The 20,417-nt window shown below is 61.2% G+C and carries 18 protein-coding genes; 11 read left to right on the top strand and 7 right to left on the bottom strand.

Annotation, left to right across the window (positions count from 1 at the left end; translation table 11 throughout):
* Window position 1: 1 nt before the first annotated feature.
* From CFE428DRAFT_RS06220 to CFE428DRAFT_RS06210, 4 genes are all read right to left on the bottom strand, one after another.
* The gene (locus tag CFE428DRAFT_RS06220; RefSeq protein ID WP_006978622.1) at window positions 2-337 is read right to left on the bottom strand and encodes a hypothetical protein; all 336 of its coding nucleotides are present in this window, start codon (window positions 335-337) and stop codon (window positions 2-4) included.
* A gap of 80 nt (window positions 338-417) precedes the next feature.
* Window positions 418-1,020: a PD-(D/E)XK nuclease family protein gene (locus tag CFE428DRAFT_RS06215; protein ID WP_006978621.1), complete on the bottom strand. Its 603-nt coding sequence runs from the start codon at window positions 1,018-1,020 to the stop codon at window positions 418-420.
* The gene (locus tag CFE428DRAFT_RS37040) at window positions 1,017-1,166 is read right to left on the bottom strand and encodes a hypothetical protein (RefSeq protein WP_157447441.1); all 150 of its coding nucleotides are present in this window, start codon (window positions 1,164-1,166) and stop codon (window positions 1,017-1,019) included. The genes CFE428DRAFT_RS06215 and CFE428DRAFT_RS37040 overlap by 4 nt, the downstream gene beginning before the upstream one ends.
* Entirely contained in the window at window positions 1,163-1,972 is an 810-nt protein-coding gene (locus tag CFE428DRAFT_RS06210) for an ATP-binding protein (protein ID WP_157447440.1), read from the bottom strand. Before CFE428DRAFT_RS06210 ends, CFE428DRAFT_RS37040 begins: the two co-directional genes overlap by 4 nt.
* A gap of 256 nt (window positions 1,973-2,228) precedes the next feature.
* Here CFE428DRAFT_RS06210 and CFE428DRAFT_RS06205 point away from each other — a divergent pair, with 256 nt between their 5' ends.
* From CFE428DRAFT_RS06205 to CFE428DRAFT_RS06195, 3 genes are read left to right on the top strand one after another with little or no spacing between them, the layout of a single operon-like run.
* On the top strand, window positions 2,229-4,106 hold the full coding sequence (locus CFE428DRAFT_RS06205) for an AAA family ATPase (RefSeq protein ID WP_006978619.1): 1,878 nt from the start codon (window positions 2,229-2,231) through the stop codon (window positions 4,104-4,106).
* Window positions 4,107-4,117: 11 nt separating this feature from the next.
* A complete protein-coding gene (locus tag CFE428DRAFT_RS06200) occupies window positions 4,118-5,257 on the top strand; it encodes a sensor histidine kinase (protein WP_237705445.1) in 1,140 nt (379 codons plus the stop codon).
* Window positions 5,251-6,270 carry a response regulator gene (locus CFE428DRAFT_RS06195; RefSeq protein WP_006978617.1) on the top strand — a complete coding sequence of 340 codons (1,020 nt, stop codon included), beginning with the start codon at window positions 5,251-5,253 and terminating at the stop codon, window positions 6,268-6,270. The genes CFE428DRAFT_RS06200 and CFE428DRAFT_RS06195 overlap by 7 nt, the downstream gene beginning before the upstream one ends.
* Before the next feature lie 131 nt (window positions 6,271-6,401).
* On the opposite strand, the gene CFE428DRAFT_RS06190 is transcribed toward CFE428DRAFT_RS06195, so the two are convergent.
* From CFE428DRAFT_RS06190 to CFE428DRAFT_RS06180, 3 genes are read right to left on the bottom strand one after another with little or no spacing between them, the layout of a single operon-like run.
* Window positions 6,402-7,148, bottom strand: a complete 747-nt coding sequence (locus CFE428DRAFT_RS06190) for a hypothetical protein (RefSeq protein WP_006978616.1) — start codon at window positions 7,146-7,148, stop codon at window positions 6,402-6,404.
* The gene (locus CFE428DRAFT_RS06185; RefSeq protein WP_006978615.1) at window positions 7,148-8,140 is read right to left on the bottom strand and encodes a ComEC/Rec2 family competence protein; all 993 of its coding nucleotides are present in this window, start codon (window positions 8,138-8,140) and stop codon (window positions 7,148-7,150) included. Before CFE428DRAFT_RS06185 ends, CFE428DRAFT_RS06190 begins: the two co-directional genes overlap by 1 nt.
* 10 nt (window positions 8,141-8,150) lie before the next feature.
* Window positions 8,151-8,411: a DUF1883 domain-containing protein gene (locus tag CFE428DRAFT_RS06180; protein ID WP_006978614.1), complete on the bottom strand. Its 261-nt coding sequence runs from the start codon at window positions 8,409-8,411 to the stop codon at window positions 8,151-8,153.
* Window positions 8,412-8,941: 530 nt separating this feature from the next.
* Here CFE428DRAFT_RS06180 and CFE428DRAFT_RS06175 point away from each other — a divergent pair.
* The 8 genes from CFE428DRAFT_RS06175 to CFE428DRAFT_RS06140 are packed head-to-tail and all read left to right on the top strand — an operon-like array spanning window position 8,942 to window position 20,334.
* On the top strand, window positions 8,942-10,063 hold the full coding sequence (locus CFE428DRAFT_RS06175) for a restriction endonuclease subunit S domain-containing protein (RefSeq protein WP_042724506.1): 1,122 nt from the start codon (window positions 8,942-8,944) through the stop codon (window positions 10,061-10,063).
* Window positions 10,060-10,455 carry a hypothetical protein gene (locus CFE428DRAFT_RS06170; RefSeq protein ID WP_006978611.1) on the top strand — a complete coding sequence of 132 codons (396 nt, stop codon included), beginning with the start codon at window positions 10,060-10,062 and terminating at the stop codon, window positions 10,453-10,455. The genes CFE428DRAFT_RS06175 and CFE428DRAFT_RS06170 overlap by 4 nt, the downstream gene beginning before the upstream one ends.
* The gene (locus CFE428DRAFT_RS06165; protein ID WP_006978610.1) at window positions 10,448-12,499 is read left to right on the top strand and encodes an HsdM family class I SAM-dependent methyltransferase; all 2,052 of its coding nucleotides are present in this window, start codon (window positions 10,448-10,450) and stop codon (window positions 12,497-12,499) included. Before CFE428DRAFT_RS06170 ends, CFE428DRAFT_RS06165 begins: the two co-directional genes overlap by 8 nt.
* A gap of 4 nt (window positions 12,500-12,503) precedes the next feature.
* Window positions 12,504-14,045 (top strand): restriction endonuclease subunit S domain-containing protein, encoded by a 1,542-nt coding sequence (locus CFE428DRAFT_RS06160; RefSeq protein WP_006978609.1) that lies wholly within the window; start codon window positions 12,504-12,506, stop codon window positions 14,043-14,045.
* Between the two features lie 6 nt (window positions 14,046-14,051).
* The gene (locus tag CFE428DRAFT_RS06155; protein WP_131989751.1) at window positions 14,052-14,885 is read left to right on the top strand and encodes a hypothetical protein; all 834 of its coding nucleotides are present in this window, start codon (window positions 14,052-14,054) and stop codon (window positions 14,883-14,885) included.
* Entirely contained in the window at window positions 14,885-16,087 is a 1,203-nt protein-coding gene (locus CFE428DRAFT_RS06150; RefSeq protein ID WP_006978607.1) for a hypothetical protein, read from the top strand. The genes CFE428DRAFT_RS06155 and CFE428DRAFT_RS06150 overlap by 1 nt, the downstream gene beginning before the upstream one ends.
* Before the next feature lie 4 nt (window positions 16,088-16,091).
* Window positions 16,092-19,178 (top strand): hypothetical protein, encoded by a 3,087-nt coding sequence (locus tag CFE428DRAFT_RS06145; protein WP_006978606.1) that lies wholly within the window; start codon window positions 16,092-16,094, stop codon window positions 19,176-19,178.
* Complete coding sequence (locus tag CFE428DRAFT_RS06140) at window positions 19,162-20,334, top strand: hypothetical protein (RefSeq protein WP_006978605.1); 1,173 nt, start codon at window positions 19,162-19,164, stop codon at window positions 20,332-20,334. Before CFE428DRAFT_RS06145 ends, CFE428DRAFT_RS06140 begins: the two co-directional genes overlap by 17 nt.
* Window positions 20,335-20,417: the final 83 nt, after the last annotated feature.

Below are 20,417 nucleotides of genomic sequence, written 5' to 3'. Positions count from 1 at the left end.
TTTAGGCGTTAGTGAGTGTGGGTTTGGTGGTCGTGGGTTTGGTGGAGACGCGCCGCAAGCTGACCGAGCCGGCTCCGCGTTGGATGAGTTCCTCGGGAAAGGGCGTGTCAGCCGGCATCTTCGCGGCCCACAGCTCGCGGAATTTCGCGCCGCTGAGATTGCCGTAAGCGCCGAGTACCGCGCCGAAACCAAAGCGGTCGATGTAGCGTCCGACCGCATCGTGATAGACGAACTCCGGCGCCTTCCGGCTGCTCAGCTTCCAGCCCGGAATCTTGTCGCCGCCAATGAGGCGCTTCTTCGCGATTTCCTCCGCGCGTTCGCGGAAATCATCGAGCACCGCACAGGCGGAGAGGAATTGACCAAGCTGCTCGTCGTCCGCGAGGACGGCCTCGAAGTTGAACGCCGGCCCGGCGGGCGTCAGCGCCCCGCCGCCGCAAGTTCAAGCCGGGCTGGACACGTCTCAGCTTTCGCGCACCACGAGCAGTAGTCACACGGCACCGGCTGTTTCGCGGGGTCGTGGAATTGGGCGATCACTTCACTCACAACCGCTTTCGCTTCCTCATAGTTGAAACGATACGTGACGAACTGCCGCTGATCGCAGAACAGCAAATGCGCCGTCCATTCGCTGCAAAAGGTTGCTTCCATGAAACCAAGTGCGTAGGCGGCCATCTGCTCCCGGTAGTTTCGGAGCTGACCGGTCTTGAGATCCGCGCTCATGCCCAGCTCCGGCAGCCAGGCATCCGCCGTCCCGGTGAGGCCAAGGCACTCGATTTTGCAGCGGGCTTCTGCGGTGACGATTTCCGTCGTGCCGGCAATCGCGGCGATCTGGTTGATCGCCCAATCCACCGCGTCGAGTTCGTCCTTCGCGACGGCCGTGTCGTCGGACTTGTCGCCGTGGACGCGGCGCCGGAACACACCATCCAGCATGGTACCGCGTGCTGCTGCGGAGCCCGCATCCGGATTCGGCTCAAAACACGCGCAGATGGCGAGCTTCGGGAGATTCGAGGGGCGAAGGGTCATTTCGCACCTCCGTTCGCGAGCTGCGCTTCGACGGCGCGGAGGAAATCATCCGGTTTGCTGATGACGCGCAGGGCGTAGTCGGGTGCGACATCACGCCACGTCTGCCCGGTCTTGATTTGCTGCCGAGCGACAAGGAATGCGTTCACCACGTCTTCTTTTCCGGAGACCAACTCCGCGAGCCTCTCGACGGGATTCGCGACCGGAGCCACTGGTTTGATTTCTGTGCTGGCACCGAAAGCCGACGCAACGGCGGCGAACTCGAACGGCAGATTTTCCTCGAAGCCGTGCCGGTTCTTGGCGTCCCACGCGGCCGTGTGGGTCGTATAGAGCTTGCGCTCGCGTCCGCCGACACCGCGTTTCTGCCACTGTCATTCTCCGCGATCTTCGTGAAGTAGTTCGCGAAGAGCAGCATGTCGCACCACTCCTTCACCAGCGGCGCGACCTGCTTGGTGAGCTTCAGCTCGTAGCGATCATACGCGCCCGCCGCGTCGGGCTGCTCGAACTTCGCAATTCGGCAGTGCGCGAGCAGCAGGACGTGCATTCCGCGAGCGAGCAGCGCATTGAGCGATGCGAGGAACTTTGTTACCTCCTCCGCGAGCACCACGTAGCCTTTGCCGTAGCCGAATTCCTCGATGCTCGTTTTGTTCGCGCGGCGGCAGACGTCCTCGATGAGGAGCTTTTCAAGCCAGTCCGCCGTATCGACGACAAGAGTCCTGAACTCGTGCGGCTCGGACGCGAGTGCGGCGATAGTTTTCGTCACGTCATCCCAAGTCTTTGGCGCGGGGAAACGCGCCACGTCGAGATGATGGGTACCGCCCTCGGTGTCGAGAAACACAGGCGATGGGAACTGCGCCGCAAGGGTGGTCTTGCCGATGCCCTCGGGGCCGTAAATGACTGTCTTCTGCGCCCGAACAAGCGGGCCGCGATGGATGGTGGATGCGAGAATACTCATGGTTGCGATTTGGTTTTGATTTTCGGTGCCCCGCGGTTTGCGTGACGGGCCGAGAAATCCCATGAGTGCCGGTATCGTGTCCTCCCGGTGCGGTTCCGAATTACCAATCCCGTACGGTCAGCCGGATGGCGCCGCCCGGCTGACGATGCCGGTATCAGCCGATCCGTGATACCGGTATCACGCGCGCCATATGGACTGTGATACCGAGCCGGGTTTCGCTTGGTGATACCGGCTTTTCGCAAGATTGGTCGTCTCGATGAAAACGAAACGCAGACACCAACTCAAAAGCCTCTCGATCATTGGCGGCTTCCTCGATGGCGTGCGCATCGACCTCGCCACCGGCCTCAATTGCATCATCGGCGCGCGCGGCACCGGCAAGACGACCATCCTCGAACTCATCCGCTACGCGATGGACGCGCTGCCGCGTCGCGAAGTGGCCGCTTCGGCTCGGAAACGCATTGAGGCGCTCGTCGATGGCAACCTCGAAGGCGGCCGGATTGAACTCGAGATCGAAACCGCGGACGGGCTCCACTACATCATCAGCCGGGCAGTCGACGAGGACCCCATTGTTCTGGACCTGAAACGTCAGCCGACAGGCATCGCAGTGAAGTCGCTCTTCCGCGCCGATGTGTTCAGCCAAAACGAAGTCGAATCCATCGCCGATCAGAGTCGGTATCAACTCGACCTCATCGACAGTTTCACGGCGGACGACATTGTCGGTCTGAATGCGCATATCAGCGTGGTCTGCCAGAACATCACAGCGCTGGCCCGCGAGGTTGAAACGCTGACCACGAAGCGCGCGACCGCTGAGGAAGAAGCCAAGCAGTTGCCCGTGATTGAGGCGAAGCTCGCCGCATTCGCGGGTGGGCAAGGCAACGACGCAGCCGTGATCAACGAAGCCCACCGGCTCAAGGGGAACCGCGACCGGGAAGTTCGGGCTGTGCGCACAGCGAGCACTTCACTTTGCGAATACGTAGAGCAGATCCAGTCACTCATCGGACATGCCAAGGCGATCACCGGAACCCACCTTCCTAAAGACCTGCTCACCGGCCCTAATGCCGCGATCCTGACCCGGCTGCACACGCAAATGCTCGCGAGCGCGACCACGACCGACGGCCACCTCAACAAGGCGCGCCACACAATTGAGGATTTTCTCGCGAATCTGAGCGCCCTCAAGACGGAGCTGCAAAACGCACACGAGCAGCAGGAACTCGCGTTCCGCGAGTTGATCGAGAAACACAAGCAGCATCAAGCACAGTCGGCAGAGCGCGCCACTCTTGAACGCCGCCGCAATGAACTCGGTGAGCGCAAACGCGAAGCGGACGAAATTGCCCGGCAACTCGCGAAACACTCTGAGTCACATCAGAAGCTGATCACGCAACTGTCCGAATTACGCGATCGGCGCTTCAATCTTCGCAAGGGCATCGCCGACCGGCTGAACCGTGCTCTCGCACCGAATATCCGCGTGACCGTGGCGCAGGATGGCAACCCGGATACCTACCAGCGTCTCATCGAAGACACGCTCAAAGGCGCCGGTGTGCAGCGGGGTATGATCGCGCAAAAGCTCGTCCGGCTGCTGCCTCCAACGCAATTGGCGGCTCTCGTGCGTGCGGGCGATTCGCGCTTGCTGATGGATCGTGGCGAACTCAACGCAGACCAGGCTGCCAAGATGATGGTCACGTTCAATCGTCCGACAACGCTCGCTGAGCTGGAAACCGTGGAGTTACTCGATGAGCCAACCATCGAATTGCGCGACGGCGAAGGCTACAAACCCTCGACGCAGCTTTCGACCGGCCAGAAATGCACGACGATTCTGCCAATCCTGCTACTTGAAAGCGAAAACCCGCTGCTCATCGATCAGCCGGAGGACAACCTCGATAACAGCTTCATTTTCGAGGCTGTTGTGGCCAATATCCAAGCGGTGAAAGCGACCCGGCAGCTCATCTTCGTGACCCACAATCCAAACATCCCCGTGCTTGGAGAGGCCGAGCGCGTCGTCGTGATGGAGTCCGATGGCGAGCACGGACGAAAGACGCGCGAAGGCACCGTGGATGAGTGCAAGGACAGCATCGTCACACTGCTCGAAGGCGGGGAGGAAGCATTCCGCAAACGCGGCAAGCGATACCAATTCTGATGTCCGAGGCCGTGCCCAGTTTGGATGATGCAGTGGCCGCGTTGACAGCGGATCGAAACGCCTTCGCGTGGACCCGCCGCGCGCAGTTCGTGCGCGACGCAGCACTGCTGCTCAGTCCAGGCCAAACCGCGCCGTCGTCGGCTTCCGCGCTGCTCCGGCTGCTCGCAGGCGATACGAAGTGGGAGGTTCGGAAGGAAGTCGCCGACGCCCTGCACGTCCTGCCCGATTCGGATTTCGCCCCACTCGCCGCACAACTGACCGCCGATGAAAATGCTTTCGTCAAAGGTTCCGCCGAACGTGCGGTCGAGCGCCGTCGACGTGGGCAGAACACTGAAGCGAAACGCCGCCGCGGGCTGGATAAAGTGGAAGACGATCTGGCTCGGCTGGAAAAATCGCAGGGTATAAAGATTGCGCGGCTCGCCCGCGATGTGGCGCAGCGGATGTATGAAGGACTCGTCGGCGCGTCGGTCCACGAGATGAGGAGCGTGGCCACGGCGATGAAATCCAACATCGAGCAGCTCGTCCGCAGTGGTGGCACCGATGCCGCGCTGACTCAAAGGCTCGCGGGTCGGATGACTACCCACGTCGGCTACCTCGAACGTCTCCTCGACGATATGCGCCTCTACACGCAAGCACCGTCGCGGGAACGGCGAACGGAACGCATTGCCGACTTGGTGAATGAGGCCGTGAACATGGTGCGTGAGGAATTTGCCGCTCGGGGGTGCGATGCTTCGTCCGTGCAGTTTTCCGCCGAGGTGCCTTTGGACCTCACCGTCGGCGTCTCTCGAGTCCAGATCGTCCTCGCCTTTCGCAATCTGGTGAAGAACGCGTTTGAAGCTCACGCCATTGACGCGAACCGCTTCCGTGCTGGCGAAATACGTCTCGTTGCCCGTGCCTTGCGAGGCGAGTGGATCGAGGTCGAGATTGCCGACGATGGGATGGGCTTTTCCGCGCTCGAACTGGAAGAGGTCCGCCGCTTCGTGCCGGGGCGGACTTCGAAGCAGCTTAGCGGCACTGGCTTTGGCCTGCCCATCGCCCGGCGGAACATCGCCGCCCACGGAGGATCGATAAACATCGACAGCGTGGAGAACGAAGGAACGCGGGTAACTGTGCTGCTGCCCATTGAAGGCCGGGAGGAAACGCTATGGTGAAACTGCACGCCCTCATCATCGACGACAATCCAGGCGTCCGTGAGGCGCTTGAAGACCGCGTCGAATCAATGGGTCACACGTTCGATTCCGTCGGCTGCCAGGACGACGCGCTCCTGCGGCTCAAGGAGCAAGGTTACGACTACATCCTGCTCGATCTCGAACTCCCGACGCGCTTCGGCAAGACCCCGCTCATCCCGACCGGCACGAACTTGCTGTCACAGATTCGCGGCTCAGTCCTGCATCGGCACACGCCCGTTATCGTCGTCACCGCGCATGGTCACGACAGCCCCGACCTCGCCACGCGCGTCTTCAAGCTCGGTGCCAGCGACTTCGTGAAGAAGCCCTTCGACAATCTCGAAACAGCCATCGGCGACGCCATCGCTCGCCGGCTTCCATCGACCGAACGCACGCGGATTTCGACGACCAAACGCCATGCTCTGACGCCATTCACCGGCGGCGATTTCATCGTCACCGCTGAGGCGGTTGAATTGTGCGGCGTCCGACTCTGCGAAAACACGAGCGGTCGCATCTGGCAGATCATCAATCTGCTCTGCGTCCGGACGGCGAAATGCGTCCTCCCAGCCTGCTCCGGCAAAGACCTCGCTGACCGAATCAAGGTGGAGCGCGGGGAGAAGGCCATCGCTGAAGCGGTGAAGACGTTCCGCAAGCGAGCATCTGAGTTGCTCGCCGAACAGGCCGGGCTGGCGTGCGACGGCAACGACATCATTGCCACCACGCCTCGCGGGTATCAGCTCTCGCCCAAACTCACCGTCGAGGTTGCTGCCGGCGTCACGCGCAAGAACGGCAAGGTGGCTGTGCCGGAGAAATCGGATGGGGAAGAACGAAAGCAGTGGTTCCTCACCCAGCTCCGCAAAGGCAAGCGGCTGACACGACGAGATTACGAGAAGCAGTTCACCGTCTCAATCGCCACCGCGAAACGGGATTTGGCGAGCCTTGGGCCACAAATCGAGTTCGTAGGGGCCGGAGAAGTGGGGCACTATCAAATCCGTTAGCTCGGTGCAGCAGATCGATGACACAAAGCTCTACCACGACGCTTACGAACTGTTCTCAGGCCCGAAGCGCACACGTGGGAGAGCATTCGCGGGATTGAGTTTCGCGTCGAAAATTATTTGAAGACGCACGCCTAATCGTCGCGTGGTTGCTTCACTTTCTTCGCTTTTGTCAGGCTCTCCGTCGCCGCGAAAAGATGCTGCGCGTAGTTCATCGCCGGCACTTTTACCCACGCTGCGGTCACGGTGAAGACCCACCAGAGGAGCATGACAACGCAGATACCGGCAGAGCCCCACGGGAGCAGTTGTGCTTTCCCTTGCGCAACAAACCAGACACCCGCGCCGACGCTCACGAGAGCACCGACAACCGAGGCAGCGATGCCGAGCCCGCGAAGGCCATGTAGGTTGCGGCAGAAGCCATAGTTCACGTTGTCCCGGTAAACGAACGGATGCGCCTTTGCGTCGTAGGTTTTCCCGATGAGTAGTTTCGTTCCGGCTTCATACAGGGCGTCTGCGGCAGCCGGGTCCTCGACCTCCTCTGCCGCGGTCGGCATCGGTCGGCCGAGCAGCTTCGCGAGTTGCTGATGCCAGCGTTCCCGAAGGACGGGATTTCCTTCGCCTCGATGCCGCAGGAGTTGCGTCGTCGGTGTGCCGCCCCACGATTCCCACAGTTTCGGCTCGATGCTCTTCCCCCTGTTTCGGGCGATATTCGCGAGGAAGAAGGTAAAGCCCGCTGCGCCGAGCAAACTCCACAGTGCCGTCACCCATTTTGCTCCGGGCTGTGCCCAGGCCATCACGCCCACGGCGAGCGGCACCAGCGCCAGAAACGCCGGCTGGAGCCGAGCCCGGAAACTATAGTGGTCGAAGTAGTTCGTCTTCATCAGGCCGCCCTCCTACTCTTGCGCTGCTTGCTCGTCGTCCATGCCATGTTTCCCTCACCATCAATTTCCAGGGTGATGTCTCCATACCAGCGGGTGGAAGCGACCTCCTGGCAATATTGGGCGTATTTGTCGCTCGCATCGGTCTCGGGTTTCTTGCCGACCGAGACGATGACCACCGTTGGGCTCATGTCCTTCACCGCCGGTTGATAGTATCCCGTATCGCGACCGTGATGGCTGGCCTTCAGCACATCACATTTCAAATTCGCGCCGTAATGGTTGTGGATGGATTCCCAGCCCGCCTGCTCGGCGTCGCCACCGAAGATAATCCGGCGGTTGGCGACCCGATATTGGAGGACGTAGCTCAGTTCGTTCCGCTTCCCGTCTTCGTCGAAGTCCGCGACCAGTTCTGTGGTGGGCGCGAGGATGTGGAGACCGTTGCCGCCGGAACCAGGAGTGTCGTCCTGGTTGTAGTATTTCCCATGGGAGCCGCGGAGCAGGTTGAGCACCGTGGCGCTGTTCTTCCCCGAACGATAGCGCTGGTAGGCTTCCCAGTCCGCTTTGTCGCTCTCTTTGTCCTCACCCTCCTTCCACTTCCGGGTGTGCGCCACGTCCCAAAAATTGAGCACCGGGATGCCAGAGTTCTCAAGAGCCGCGAGGCCACGCATGTGGTCGAAATCAGGGTGGGTTTGAATGTATCGGAAAATCGGTTGTCCCGGATAGTTCTTCTTGAGGAATTCAATCGGGTTCGTGAGTTCGATTTCGTATCCCGCCTCCGCGAGAATTCTGGTCGTTTGAACCCCTCCAATTTTCCACTCCATCCATTTCGCCAAGTAGTCCGTGGTGTTGCGGGCATAAGCGTGGAGGAGGATATCGGCGGAATCGTCGTCGAGTTCAGTGCCGTTGTTGATGTCGATGACCGACAGGTTGCCGTTTCCGTGTTCGATGACGGTGCAATCGCCATGTCCAACGTTGAGGAAATGAATTTTTGCCATGGTCGTTTCCTCAGTTGAGCAGGGTGATGGACGCGCGGACGCTGCCGGCGTAACCGCCGAGGTCCACGACGACATGCCAGCGACCCGCGTTGGGAACGGTGAGCAAGACCGGCGTCGTTTTCGCCAAGCCGCCTCCGCATCGATACCTGCCGCCGGAGCGGAAGTGGCGGTAGTTGTTGTCGTCGAGCAGGCGCACGTTGGCCTGCTTGTTGAGGTCCACGCGGACGGTCTCGCCGCCCGCACAATCGAACTCTTCGTGTAGATATTTCATATCGGTCTGAACTGCTGCCGAGGTTACCGGCGTTGGTTTGTCTTGATTCCGCTTTCAGACCGACCGAAGCTGAAGTCTTCTCACGGACGGGCTTCGGTCTGTCTCCAGCGTCGGGTGGGGCGCGTGTAACTCCGCGTTCCCACCCGATGCTCTTCCCCGACCGCACTCGCGAATCGGTGAATCACGGTCCCGATCTTGGCAGGTTTTTTGGCGTCGTCAATCAGAAATGTGTTCATACATGCGAACTCACATTTCATTTTGTCTTGCACGTTCGCGCAAACTATTGCAAGGTGTGAGCCTGCATGGAATCAGAAACGTCAGCCACTTCGCGCATCTCCCCTAGTGCCATAGCGGGTTTTGACGTTCTGGACGCCGCCTTCTTCTGTCGCAGTCCGTATCTTTTATTCTTTAGTAATAAAGTTCGCGGAGCGTCCCGCCACTTCCTGGAAGGGCTGAGGGCGGATCCGGATGCCGACGGGAAGGCCTCCATTTTGTACCGATCCGCCCACATCGGAGAATTTTTCCTGTCCATGGACTCCCAGCATGGCGAAGTGCCCGAGGTCGAGCATTCGCGGTGCATTCGCCCTGCAGACGTTCTCATTACGAAGATCGCGCCGATCCGCGCCGCGTGGGTCATGCCCGTGCATCATCGGCATCCCGTGGATGCAAACTGCATAATCCTACGTGGCCTCGACCGCAGCGTGGCCTTTTGGTGGCTTCTTTGGCTGAACACTGCGGCGTTCACGGATATGCTGGTACGCCGGTCGGGAGCTGCCGTTTTGCCGCGGCTTAGGCTTTCTGTGCTGCGCGATCTCGCGTTGCCTCCGCCGCCAGCAGTGCTCGCGCCTTTGGCGCAGGAAGCCTGGGTGGCCCTAGCAGCGTTGGCCGAGGCCGACACCGAGCTGATGCGACTCCACGGGGAGGTCGGTACTACCGTCGAGAACGAAGTTGCCCGGACGAGCTGGAACGAAACCGCATCTCGCTATGGCGCGCCGACGTGGTGCGATTGGTTCTCCTGCGAGTTGATTGATGACTCGCTGGTCCCGGTGCATGTCGCGGCTAACGCCCAGGCGGAGACTCTTCACCGGGACGCCGACTGGCAGCGCTTGCCTGACCTTGTCTTTCCGACCCCGTCGGAGCGGCTCGGTGAAACCGGCCAGCCAGTGCGTACACTGCGCCTCAGCGATGTTCGCCGCTCGTTCGACCTGAACATCCCGGATGAACCTCGTTCCACCTCGGCCGGCTCCCGGCTTTACGGCCGGCCGCTTCACGCCGGCGATGTGCTGATGTCCACGCTCGGCTCCGATCCCCGTGTCGCCTGGCTGGCCGACGACCCGCCAGCTCCGGTATTCGCCGTCGATCATTGGGCGCGGCTGCGTTTCCACGACACGCCTGGCGCATGGGCGCTCATCCTCGCCACCGAACCCGTCGCCCGGCAAATCCGCCTGTTCACCTCGGGCACCGCTCAGCAGTTCATCCGCGCCGCCGATCTTGCCCACGTCTTCCTCCCGCGCTTTCCGCACGAAACCCTCGTCCGCTGGGAACGCACGCTCGCGCGCGTGCTCCGTCGGCGGAACGATCTCCATGGCCAATGGCGCTCCGTTTTGCATCGCGCGCGTGCTATCCAACAAGCCACACTCCGGCGCCCATGACCCCCGCCATTTTCGATCGACTGCTCCCGACTCTGCGCGCCGCACCCGTGGCGCTCTCGCAGGTCCACGCCATGGTCCGTGAATCGGGCAGTAATTGGACTCGCGAACAACTCCGGCTCTTTCTCACCGTCGCGCCCGGGATCCACCTCAGGAGTGAAGGCAACGACATCGCCGTATCTGCCGGCCAGCGTTCCCCGCAGGAGGCGCTGCTCGAAGCCGTCATCGGCATTCTCCGCGCCCGCGGCGGAGGGCCACTCCACCCGGACGAAATCCGCAAACTCCTCCCCGCTCAATTCCAGACTTCGACTGCGCAACTCAAAGCTCTGACCCGCGAACATCGCGCCCTTCGCCTGTTCGGCCCCGGTCTCGTCCAACTCCTCGACCATGCCTGAAACTGAAACTGAAACACTCACCGCCAAGGACGCCCTCGCGTCCCTCACCACCAAGCTCGCCGAACGCGGCTTCGATCTCGAACAGCCGCTCACCGACGGCGACGACGAATCCGCCGCCATCGTCTGGGGTCGGCATAAAGGCGTGCTCACCCCACGCCTCCTGCTCCTCGCGCTCACGCCCGAGCAGTGGGATAAGGCGCGACCGGAGCATGTGCAATCCCGCGCCTGGGCGCTGACGCCGACCGAGACGGCCGAGGATGCCTACCCGGTCTTCGCCATCGCCACCGATGGCGAGCACGAGCGCACTTTCGACATCGCGAATCATCCGCCGCACGAGATCGACCAGCTTCCCACTGTCCAGGAGATCGGCGAATACAAACGCCTCAAAGCCGACCCGACCTATCGCTGGTCGATGCGCCAATACGAGCGCCTGATGAACGGCTTCAACTCGTTCCACGAGCAAGTCTATCAGACCGTGAAGGACCGAGTGAACGGCAAGAACGACATCATTCTCGAAGTCGCCAAGTTCCTCTTCCTCGAATCCTTCCGGCTTCATCATCCGAACATTGAGTTCACCCACGAAAACCGGAAGCGCCGCTTCGCCGATGTCTTCGATGCCGACTACGTCCGGGCAAACGGCAAAGCCGCCGTCGCCGAGATCCAGGCCGCGTTCGATCAGTTCAAGGGCCACGCGGACTACGTCGTCACCGACGACAAGGGCGAGTCCCACCCCATCTTCGACAAGAATGTCCACCTCCAGCTCGAGCAGCAGCGCAATTACGAGACGCTCCTCGACCTAATCCAAAACCTCGGCCCCGTCACCGACAACCGTGGCGTCCAAATCAAAGCCAACGGCACCTTCGCCGACATGGCGGCCGATGCCCTCGGGCGGGCGTTCGATGTCTTCCTGCGCGGCAATTTCGACAGCAAGGGCGGGCTTGGCATCTACCTCACACCTGCGCCGGTCAAGCAGTCGATGCTCGACATCGCCTTCCACGACATCCTCGCCGAGACCCCCGAGCTGCTCGCCGCCTACAAAGGCGACAAGCCCGTCTTCCGCTATTGCGATCCGGCGTGCGGCACCTACGGCTTCGGAGTCGTCGCCGTCGGCCGGCTCCAGCGCGCTCTTGCCGAGCTGAACCTCGACGACGTGAAGCGGAAGAAACTCTTCGAGGACCATCTCACCTACAGCTTCTGTGGAGCCGACTCGGCGCCGGTCATGGTCACGCTCGCCCGCGTGAACATGGCTTTGCTCGGCGCGCCCAAGGCCCGCATCTTCTACGTCCAGAACTCGCTCACCACCGATCAGCTCGAACCCGGCACCTTCGATCTCATCTGCACCAATCCGCCATTCGGCACGCCCAAGTTCAAGAAAGGCCAGCACGAAGCTCGCGAGCGCTACGAGACCGAAATGGGCGAGATTCTCAAACGCTTTCGCACCGACCTCGAACCCGATGGCGACAAGACGGCCTATACCTTTGTGGCAGGCATGGGTTGGTTCCCGATTGGGAAAAAAGAGGTCTATCGCTACACACCGACGGTCGCCGGCAAGGCGATGGGCGCGAGCCCCGACAAAAAGGGCCGGTGGACTCCCATCAGCCCCACCAGCATCGATCCCGCCGTCCTCTTCATCGATCGCTGCCTGGAACTGCTCAAGCCCGGCGGACGACTCATCATCATCCTGCCCGATGGAGTCCTCTGCAATTCCGGCGAGCGCTACGTTCGCGAATACATCATGGGGAAGAAAGACCCGGTCACCGGTGAGTTCCACGGGGGCAAGGCGATCGTCAAAGCGGTCGTGTCTCTGCCGTCAGACACCTTCAAACTCTCCGGGACCGGAGCCAAGACCAGCTACCTCTACCTCCAGAAACGTCACGCCCGTCCCAATGACCCCGAGCACTTTGCCGATGAGCCGCAGAAGGATGTGTTCATGGGCGTGGCCGACCACCTCGGCTACGAGGTGAAGAACAATGTCGAAGACTACAGCAAAGGCGTACCTAACGATCTCGCAGGGATCACGGGTTCATACATCCGCGGGGAGTAACAAGATGCTGGCCACCCGCGTTCCTTCTCTGCTTCTCGCGCCCAAGCGGCTCGACCCGGACTATTACCGGCCCGAGCACATTCGCGACGAACGCATCTTGCGTGAGTTCGGCTCCGTTGAACTTCGCGAGACCGGCAAGTTCTTCGCCGGCCCGTTCGGGTCCGCACTGCCGAGCGAGCTTTACCTTGCCTCGGGTGTTCCCCTTTTCCGTGTCGGCAATGTCGGCGAGATGACTGTCATCTACGATGGCATGGCTCACCTTGATGAGGCGGTGCATCATGACCTGATTGCGTCGGAGGTTCGCCCCGGCGACCTGCTCATCGTCAAAGCCAGCGTCGGCGAAAAAATTTGCGTCGTCCCGGACTGGATTCCGCGTGCGAACATCACCCAGCACATCATCGCCATTCATCCCAATGGCAGTCACGACACCGAATTCGTTGCAGCTTTTTTGTTCACTCCTTACGGGCGGAGGCAACTCGAACGACGCTCGCTGGGTAGCATCATTCAGTATTTGGGCGTGACGGATGCAAAGGACGTCTTGTTACCGGAGCTTAGTTCGGACGGTGAACGCTACGTCGGAGAGAAAGTGCGCCAGGCCGAGGGCTTGAGGGAGGCAGGGAAGGCTTTAGCGCGGAGAGTCGCGGCGTCCTTCAACGAATACTTCAGCCACTATTCACCAGCACCGATGACGCGCGGTTATAGGGTTCGGCCTGAGCGGCTCAACGGGCGCGTGGACGCATGGTATCACAACCCGCGCTTCGTGCACGCCGAGGCGGCAATCCGCAAATCTGGCACCGCTCTCGCTTTTTTAGGGGCGCTTTATCCCGGCATCACTAATGGGGGGACACCAGGGGATGCGCGCTTTGGCGCTGTGGGTGTGCCTTGGATTCGGGGGCAAGATTTTCATGACGGCGACATCTATCGGGACACGCTTCCACGAATGGACACGGACAGCGAAGAAACGATCAAACGGAGCAGATTGGCTGTGGGAGATTTGGTTATCTCAATCAAAGGAACCGTCGGTGACGCGGCAGCCATCGACGAGGAACTTCGAGGTTGCAATATCAACCAAGACATCGCGCGTGTTCCGATTCGCGATTTGGCGACAGCGGACTTCGTTGCCGCCTTTTGCGAGTCGAACCTCGGCCAAGTGTTGATCGAACAACAGGTCTACGGAGCGATAAATGCATTTTTCTCATTAGAGAACCTTCGCGTTTTCCCCGTGCCTGACCCGGCAAGCGTTAGCCCATATTTCTTCCAATCAGTTTCTTCCGGTCGACGGCAATCTATTGACCTGCGACGCACTGCAGTGCGCCTGACGACTGCTTCAAAGCAACTAGTTGAAGCCCTCATCGAAGGCCGCGTGACGGAGGCAGAACTGGCTGCTGCTCAGCAAGCACTAGATCGCGGCGACACTGCGCCCGACCGCGCTCTCCTCTCCCGTCTCACTCGTGCTGGCTTTGACCTGCCCGGCGATCCGCTCTTTCCCGACATCGAGACGCTTTATGGCGCCTTGCAACAGAGCGACCAACCTCAAGCCACTTAGGACGCTGTGACTGATCAGACGAAAATCGCGATAATGAAGGAGGCAAAGCCCGCCATTAACCGGTATTTGTTCGATCGGACCGTCGTGATCGCTGCTCATAATGAGCAGACGCCTTATGACCATGGCACGGGAATGTTGGTGCGTGCGAACGACACTCCTCTAATCGTGACGGCGGCGCATGTGATCGAGCGACATGACGTGGAGCGGCTGCAGATTGTGGCGCAGGAAAAACCTTCCAATCTGCGTGCCGCACCCGAGGAGAAGGATTTTATGAGCGGCGTGAGCGATGATGATCTCGACGTGGGCTATCTCCGCCCGTCCGAATGGTGTCTGCGGCAATTGGCGCATAAATCCTGGCTGACGTTGGATGACTTCGAATTGTTTCCAGAAGGCCTGGCGGAAGACCTGACGATGACTTTTGGAATGCCAGAAGCCGCGCACAAGACCGAACACGGCATAATCCACCTCTACGACTCGTTCCTCTACCAAACAAACGTTCCGGAGGACTTTGATTGGGGCAAGCCGGGATCACGCCCATTGAATATGCGAATGGAATATCCGGAGCGGGTGCTCGACGTGTTCACGGGCGAATGGCAAGACCTCCCTGAGCCCTATGGAATGAGCGGTGGTGGCATTTGGAGAGCTCGGTTCAAAGATTCGCTGTTTTGGATTCCCGCGCGCATGCGCCTTATCGGAATCAACAGCATGTTCTTTGAGGAAGACCGCGAAATCCAAGCTAACCGGATCGAGGCGTTGATTCACCTGCTGGCAAAGGATTTCCCGGAAGCTGACGCTTATCTGGATCGAGAGACCGAAGCCTTGGAAAGGAGGCGATCCTGATGCGCGGGTTGCTTCGGCTCCTGCAGACCGGCGAAACGGCGGCGTCCGACTTACGGGAATTTCCCGCCAGCCGGGCTCGCGGGCTTTGGGCGCTCTCTACCGACGGCAACCGTGCCGTGGCTACGCCCGCGCTCATGCAGCTTTGGTCCGCGCTCCCGAACGAAGCCGAAGCCGTGGCCACCCTCGCCGCCGTCGAACCGGCGGTGCGTGTCGGCTGGCTCCGCGTCATCGCCGCCCGCGTCCACGAGGCCGGCCTACGCGGAGATGTTGCGTCGCTCTGTAACCTCATCGGCCCGCTCGGTCCCGCCGCCGAAGAAGTGCGCGCCGTCCTACCGGAAGGTTCGCTCAAACCCACGGCCCACGCGGAACTCGAACGCAGCCTGCTGGGCGCGTCAGCCGAGAATGCCGTCGTCACGCCGCCGCTCTTGAGGCTCCTCGCTGCAACCGCATCGCTGCCAACCTCGGAGATTATCGCCCCGGTGGACCTCCGCCCCCTCGACCCGACCGGGGCCTGGGTGCGCAACCGCCTCCTCCGCCTTCCCGATGCCGACGAAGCGCCCTGCTATGACGCAACCGCGGTTCTCGACGGGACCTGGGCGCCGCTCTCAAAAGCCGAAAGGGAAGCCGACGATGCTCCCCACGAAGCCGTGCTGCGCTGGGTAGTGATGCGCCCGTGGCCGATGCTGCTCGCGCAGCTTGTCTTCGCGCAAGAAACGTGGGCGGCGGAGCGGCTCACCGGCGGCCTGGCGCTCGAAGTGGCCGACATCGCGCAATTTCATCAGCCACCGCGTGTGGATGTGGTGGTGACCCTGCCGGATGCTCGCGAAGTCGTGTGCGGTCCACTGAGCGAACTGCTTCAACGCGCTCTGGCCATCCTCGGCGTGGGCCTGATCGCTCCCACGCGAGATGCCGCCACCCTCGACGCCCGCCTTGCCCCAGTCATCCGCGAGCTGCTACGGTGCAAAGTGTGGACCTTCGACGAACGCGGACGCGTCGCCCGCCGGCCCGGATACTGGATTGCGGAGGAATTCGGCAGCGCCTGCCTGCGCATTTTTGGCAGCAACCATTTCTATCGCGCCGGTGAACGGCTCGCCCGCGCGCTGCGCACCGCGGCCGAGCAATGGGCACAGGAACGTCTAATTAAAAAAGCTCCAGCCAGCCGCTCGGCGCTGGATAAACCTGCCACTCTCGTCACAGCCTGAAGTTATGCCGGCCTCTGTTCCAGACTCCAAAGCTTTACGCCGCCAGCACCAGTGGTCTCCCGGTGGTGTCTCCGGTTATCCTCTCACGCATCCGATCGTCGGTCAGGGTGAGTTTTTCCAAACCTTCCAGCACTTCATCCATGTGGTCGAACACGACCAGGAAGGCTTCGTGCAGGTCTTCGCCGCGGTGGCTCCGTGGGGCGTGGGTAAATCGCGTCTTGGCTACGAACTCATCGGACAGATCAATGATGCGGGTCGCGGTTGGTTCACCCGTCAGTCGGGGAGCAACATCGCGGATTCCGCGCTCTTCCGCGACGCGCCCGATCGTGACAAGTATCTCGGCCTATTCATCCGCTACACGCAGATCGCGAATGAGCACCAAAACACAGACAACTGGTTTGGCTACGGGCTCTACAAAGCACTGCTACCGCTCGCGAAGGAGGAGTTCGATGGCTCGATCCAGGGCAACATCGCCAAGGAAGCCTACGACCGGCTCTTCGCTCTCGGCTTTGAAAAGGACAAGCTCGCCGCGGCGCTGGAGCTAGATGCCGGACACACGCCGGAAAAACTCTATGGCGACAAGACACTGGTCACACGCCTGTGCGAAGCAGCCTACGCCTATTTTAAAGCATTCGGCATCGCCTACGTCGTTGTGGTGCTCGACGAGTTGGAAACGATCACTGAGTCCGTGACCTTTGGGAAAGAGGAAGGCGACCTCCGCCGGCTCGACGGTGCTGCGATCAAACTAATCGCCCGGGCGATCAAGGAGGAAGACCCGCGGCATAAACTCCCGTGGCTCCGCTACGTCGCGCTCTGCTCGCCAGCTATCGGTGACGAATTGCGCGAGGTGCAGTCCACGGCGCGGCGCTTTGAACTCGTGGACCTGAGCCGCAATGCCTTCGCCGACGTGAGCGATTTCGTGCGCAAGCTCCGCGAAGAGGGGCGGCTGGCGCAGGAATATCCGACCGGCGTCGTCGAAGCTGCCTACGCGATGAGCGGCGGCAACTTCGGTTGGTTCAATGTCATCATGTCCTCCGTGGATCAGGTGCTGCGGGATCTCGGTGGCGAAGCGACGCTCGGGCGAATTTTCAGCGAGTGCGTGGCGAAATCCGCCCGCGTGAAGACGCATGTGCTCGACCACACCGTGCTCCGCGGAATCAACGTTCCCGCGGCGCAGAAGGCACCGGTCGAGGAATTTCTCTACGGCCAGCTCCCGCGACCGCTCACCGCTTGGACGGACGAACAGCGCGAGCTGCTGACCAAGGCGAACAACGAATACGGCGAGGAAATCTCGGAATACTTTCAGCGCGTGGACTGGTCGGAGGAGCAATGTGCGCAGGCGTTGCGCGACGGACGGTTCAGCGGGAGAAAGAGCGCTGGAAACTCGGCGGCATCGACCAGCTTCTTCGACCTGCGGCAGCTCCTCGCCAATCTCGGCACCTACGCGATCCACGAGACCAAAGGTCAACCGCCGCAAGGTGGCCGGCACGTTTTACTCGTTCCGCTGGCACAGCGGGATTTCTGCGACCTTGCAGCGATGCTTTATCCGCATCCGGCGGTGGAGGATGCGGCCCGTGCTCTCTGGCGTTTCTTTTTCCACAACACGACGGAGTTTCCGCCCGAGCGCGCCACGCATCTCGGACCGTCTGCCTCGATGCTTCAGCGGGTCAACCTGCGGCTCCGCCGCGACAACGCGCAGACGCAGGTGCTTCGCGACACGGAAGGCAACACCGCGCTCGAGTCCGCTCTCGTCGCCGTCAAGGCGCAGAACGAAAATGAACGCGCCCGCCAGATCCTCACCGGTGCAATGCGGGTGCTCGATGATCATTGGGAATACGATCCAGTCACACCGGCGCTGCGCGGGGACTTCGTCGCGATCGAGACCGTCGGCGGCACGAAGAAGGGACTACTCCGTGCGGATTGGCTGAAGCTGCATCCTGATGGTCGCGCGGTGCTCGCATGGGTGCGGAACATCGAGGAATACGAGAAGCTTTGTGACGTGGTGACGGCGCAGTTCGACAAGCTGGGTCGAACGCCCGTGGTGGTCTTAACGTCGTCGCGCGCTCTCGCGGATCAAATCGCCTCGGCCGCATCGACGAAGGTGCGCGATTCCCGCACCTTCGCTACTGTCTTTCAGCTATCGCCTCGCGAGGAGACTATGCTCCATCAGATCGGTCTCCCGCGGGCCACGTGGAGCGGCTTCGTCCTGGGCTCCGGGCAGCTTACCTCGGCCTTTCACACCCGCGCACAGAGCTTTTATCGTTTGCTCAAGGATCACGTCGGCAACTGGCGGGAGGCGCTGGATAAGCTCGGACGCATCGCTTGGCCCTTCCGACCGGGCGGCGTGCTGCGTGATGAAGACCGCGACCAATTGCTCAGCGCCTGGCGCTGGATGTTTCTCGGCGATGAGGCGCGCCGAACGCTTGCTCATGCCGATGAACACAGCGGGCTCAAGGTCGAGGAGATTCTCGATCTGCTGCGCCGAATGGAAAGCTCCGCCGCGGCCAGGAGTTCGTATCGTGCGGAAGAACGCGCCGGCTTGTTCGATCGGTTGAATGAAGGAGCCGAGCCCCAACTGCCGGCCTTCGTCGCCACGCTCTTGCGTCGCCTATTCGCCGGTCGCACGTGGTCGCTCGATGTTGCAGAACGCGAGTGGTTTTGGGGCTACGCCTTCGAGCCACAGTTCAGAAAAAAAGAGGTGTTCGGACAGTGGATGGCACTTCTCTGCGAGATGGGCTTTGCCCGGCTTGATCCCGCCGTCGGTGACAATGAGAAGCGTTATTGTGTTATCCTTCGCGAGCATCTCGCGGGAGAAAGACAAGCGGCGGAGAACTGGCTCAACGACACCTACACGAAGATCGTAAACGACCAGCTTGTGGTGGTGTTCGGCGATGATCGTGTGCGCGCTCTTTTCGGGCCGACCGGCGTCAAGACACTCGGCGCCAGGGAAAAGCTGGACCGGGCAAAGGAGTGCCTCGAAAAACTCGACACCGTCGAAGCGAAGTATGCCACCACCAGCGACCCGGTGCAGTTCGCCGAGTTGCTGCGCACTGGCGCACGACTTCGCCCTGGAAGTGCAGCAGGCCGTTGACTGGGTTTACCGCGCCGATCGGTTCCGCGAATTGCGGCCCGCCGATAATCTCAAGACGCTGAATTTCGAGAACGACGCGGTGCCGCTCTGGGAGCGGATTGGCAAGGCCGCACTTTTCGCAGAGCACGTGAACAAACAGCGTGATCGCATCGTGGCGCGGATTCAGGAACTCAAGCAGACGATCGAAGATGAGACCCACGCGTTGCCGGCTTTCCCGCGTGCGCTCTTTACCCGGCCATTGGAGAAGATTCGGAACATCCTCGACGGTGCGCTCCGCGAGACGCCCGGTGAAAGCGGCACACAACGCAAGCAGCACGAGGAGCCGGGGACGCTCCGCTACCACCTTCAGAATCTCGACGTGGCTCACGCCACCGAAAAACTCGACGCACTGGCTCGCGAGGTTGGTCTCGACGGCGACCCACCCAAGCCGCTCGCGGAGATCGGGGGACACCTCGCGAGCGGATACCGTGAGTTCCGTGCGACCTTCGAGAAAGTGGCGGGTGATCTCGAAAATCAAACGGCCAGAATCCGGGCAATCGACGCGCAGACGCTGCACGCACCAGCAGATTTTGATCCGCTCGAAAACTGGAACACGATCAAGGCGCGACCCGGCATCATCGCGGATGCGCTGTCCGAGGAATTGCCCGTCGAAGCAGAGCGGCTGCTCCAGGAGTTCGATGCTCCCGCCAAGCTCGGCAATTTTCAGCCCCTGATGCAGGAAGCGCGGAAGCTCCTCGAAAGCCCGAAAGCAACGCTCGGCGCACTCGGCGGCGACGTGCTCACTGCGGAAAATAGACTCACCGGGTATCGTGAGCACTTATTGGCGGAGTCCGGGATCAATGTCCTGGTCGCAGCGCTCAACGCGATTATGCGCGCACTCGAACGACCGCAGGTACCGTCTGCGAGCGTCAATGATCTTGCGTCACAACCAACGCTGAAGGCGGCGAAAGAATTGGTCGCGCAGCGCGCCGCCGATTGCCGCCAGGAAGGGGGTGCGGCCCTGGTCTCGACTGGCGTTACCTTTGAGCGATGGGCGGAGACATTCACAGCGTTGGAAAATCGGCAGGAGCCCGAGCTTTCAACGAGTGAAGCTGACGCGCTGGTGAAAGGGCGATTGCTCCGCCGCACCTACGCCTTGGGAGGACCTGCCGAGTGAACACGGTCTGGATCAGCGACGTGTTCTCGCAGAGCGCCCGCGGTCGCCGGCTCGCCTCGCTCCTCGATGCCTCGCCGACGCCG

Origin of the sequence: Chthoniobacter flavus Ellin428 (assembly GCF_000173075.1) — a bacterium.
In the GTDB taxonomy this organism is placed as follows: domain Bacteria; phylum Verrucomicrobiota; class Verrucomicrobiia; order Chthoniobacterales; family Chthoniobacteraceae; genus Chthoniobacter; species Chthoniobacter flavus.
Note: the sequence above shows the minus strand (reverse complement) of the source record. Positions and strands in the feature narration are given on the sequence as shown.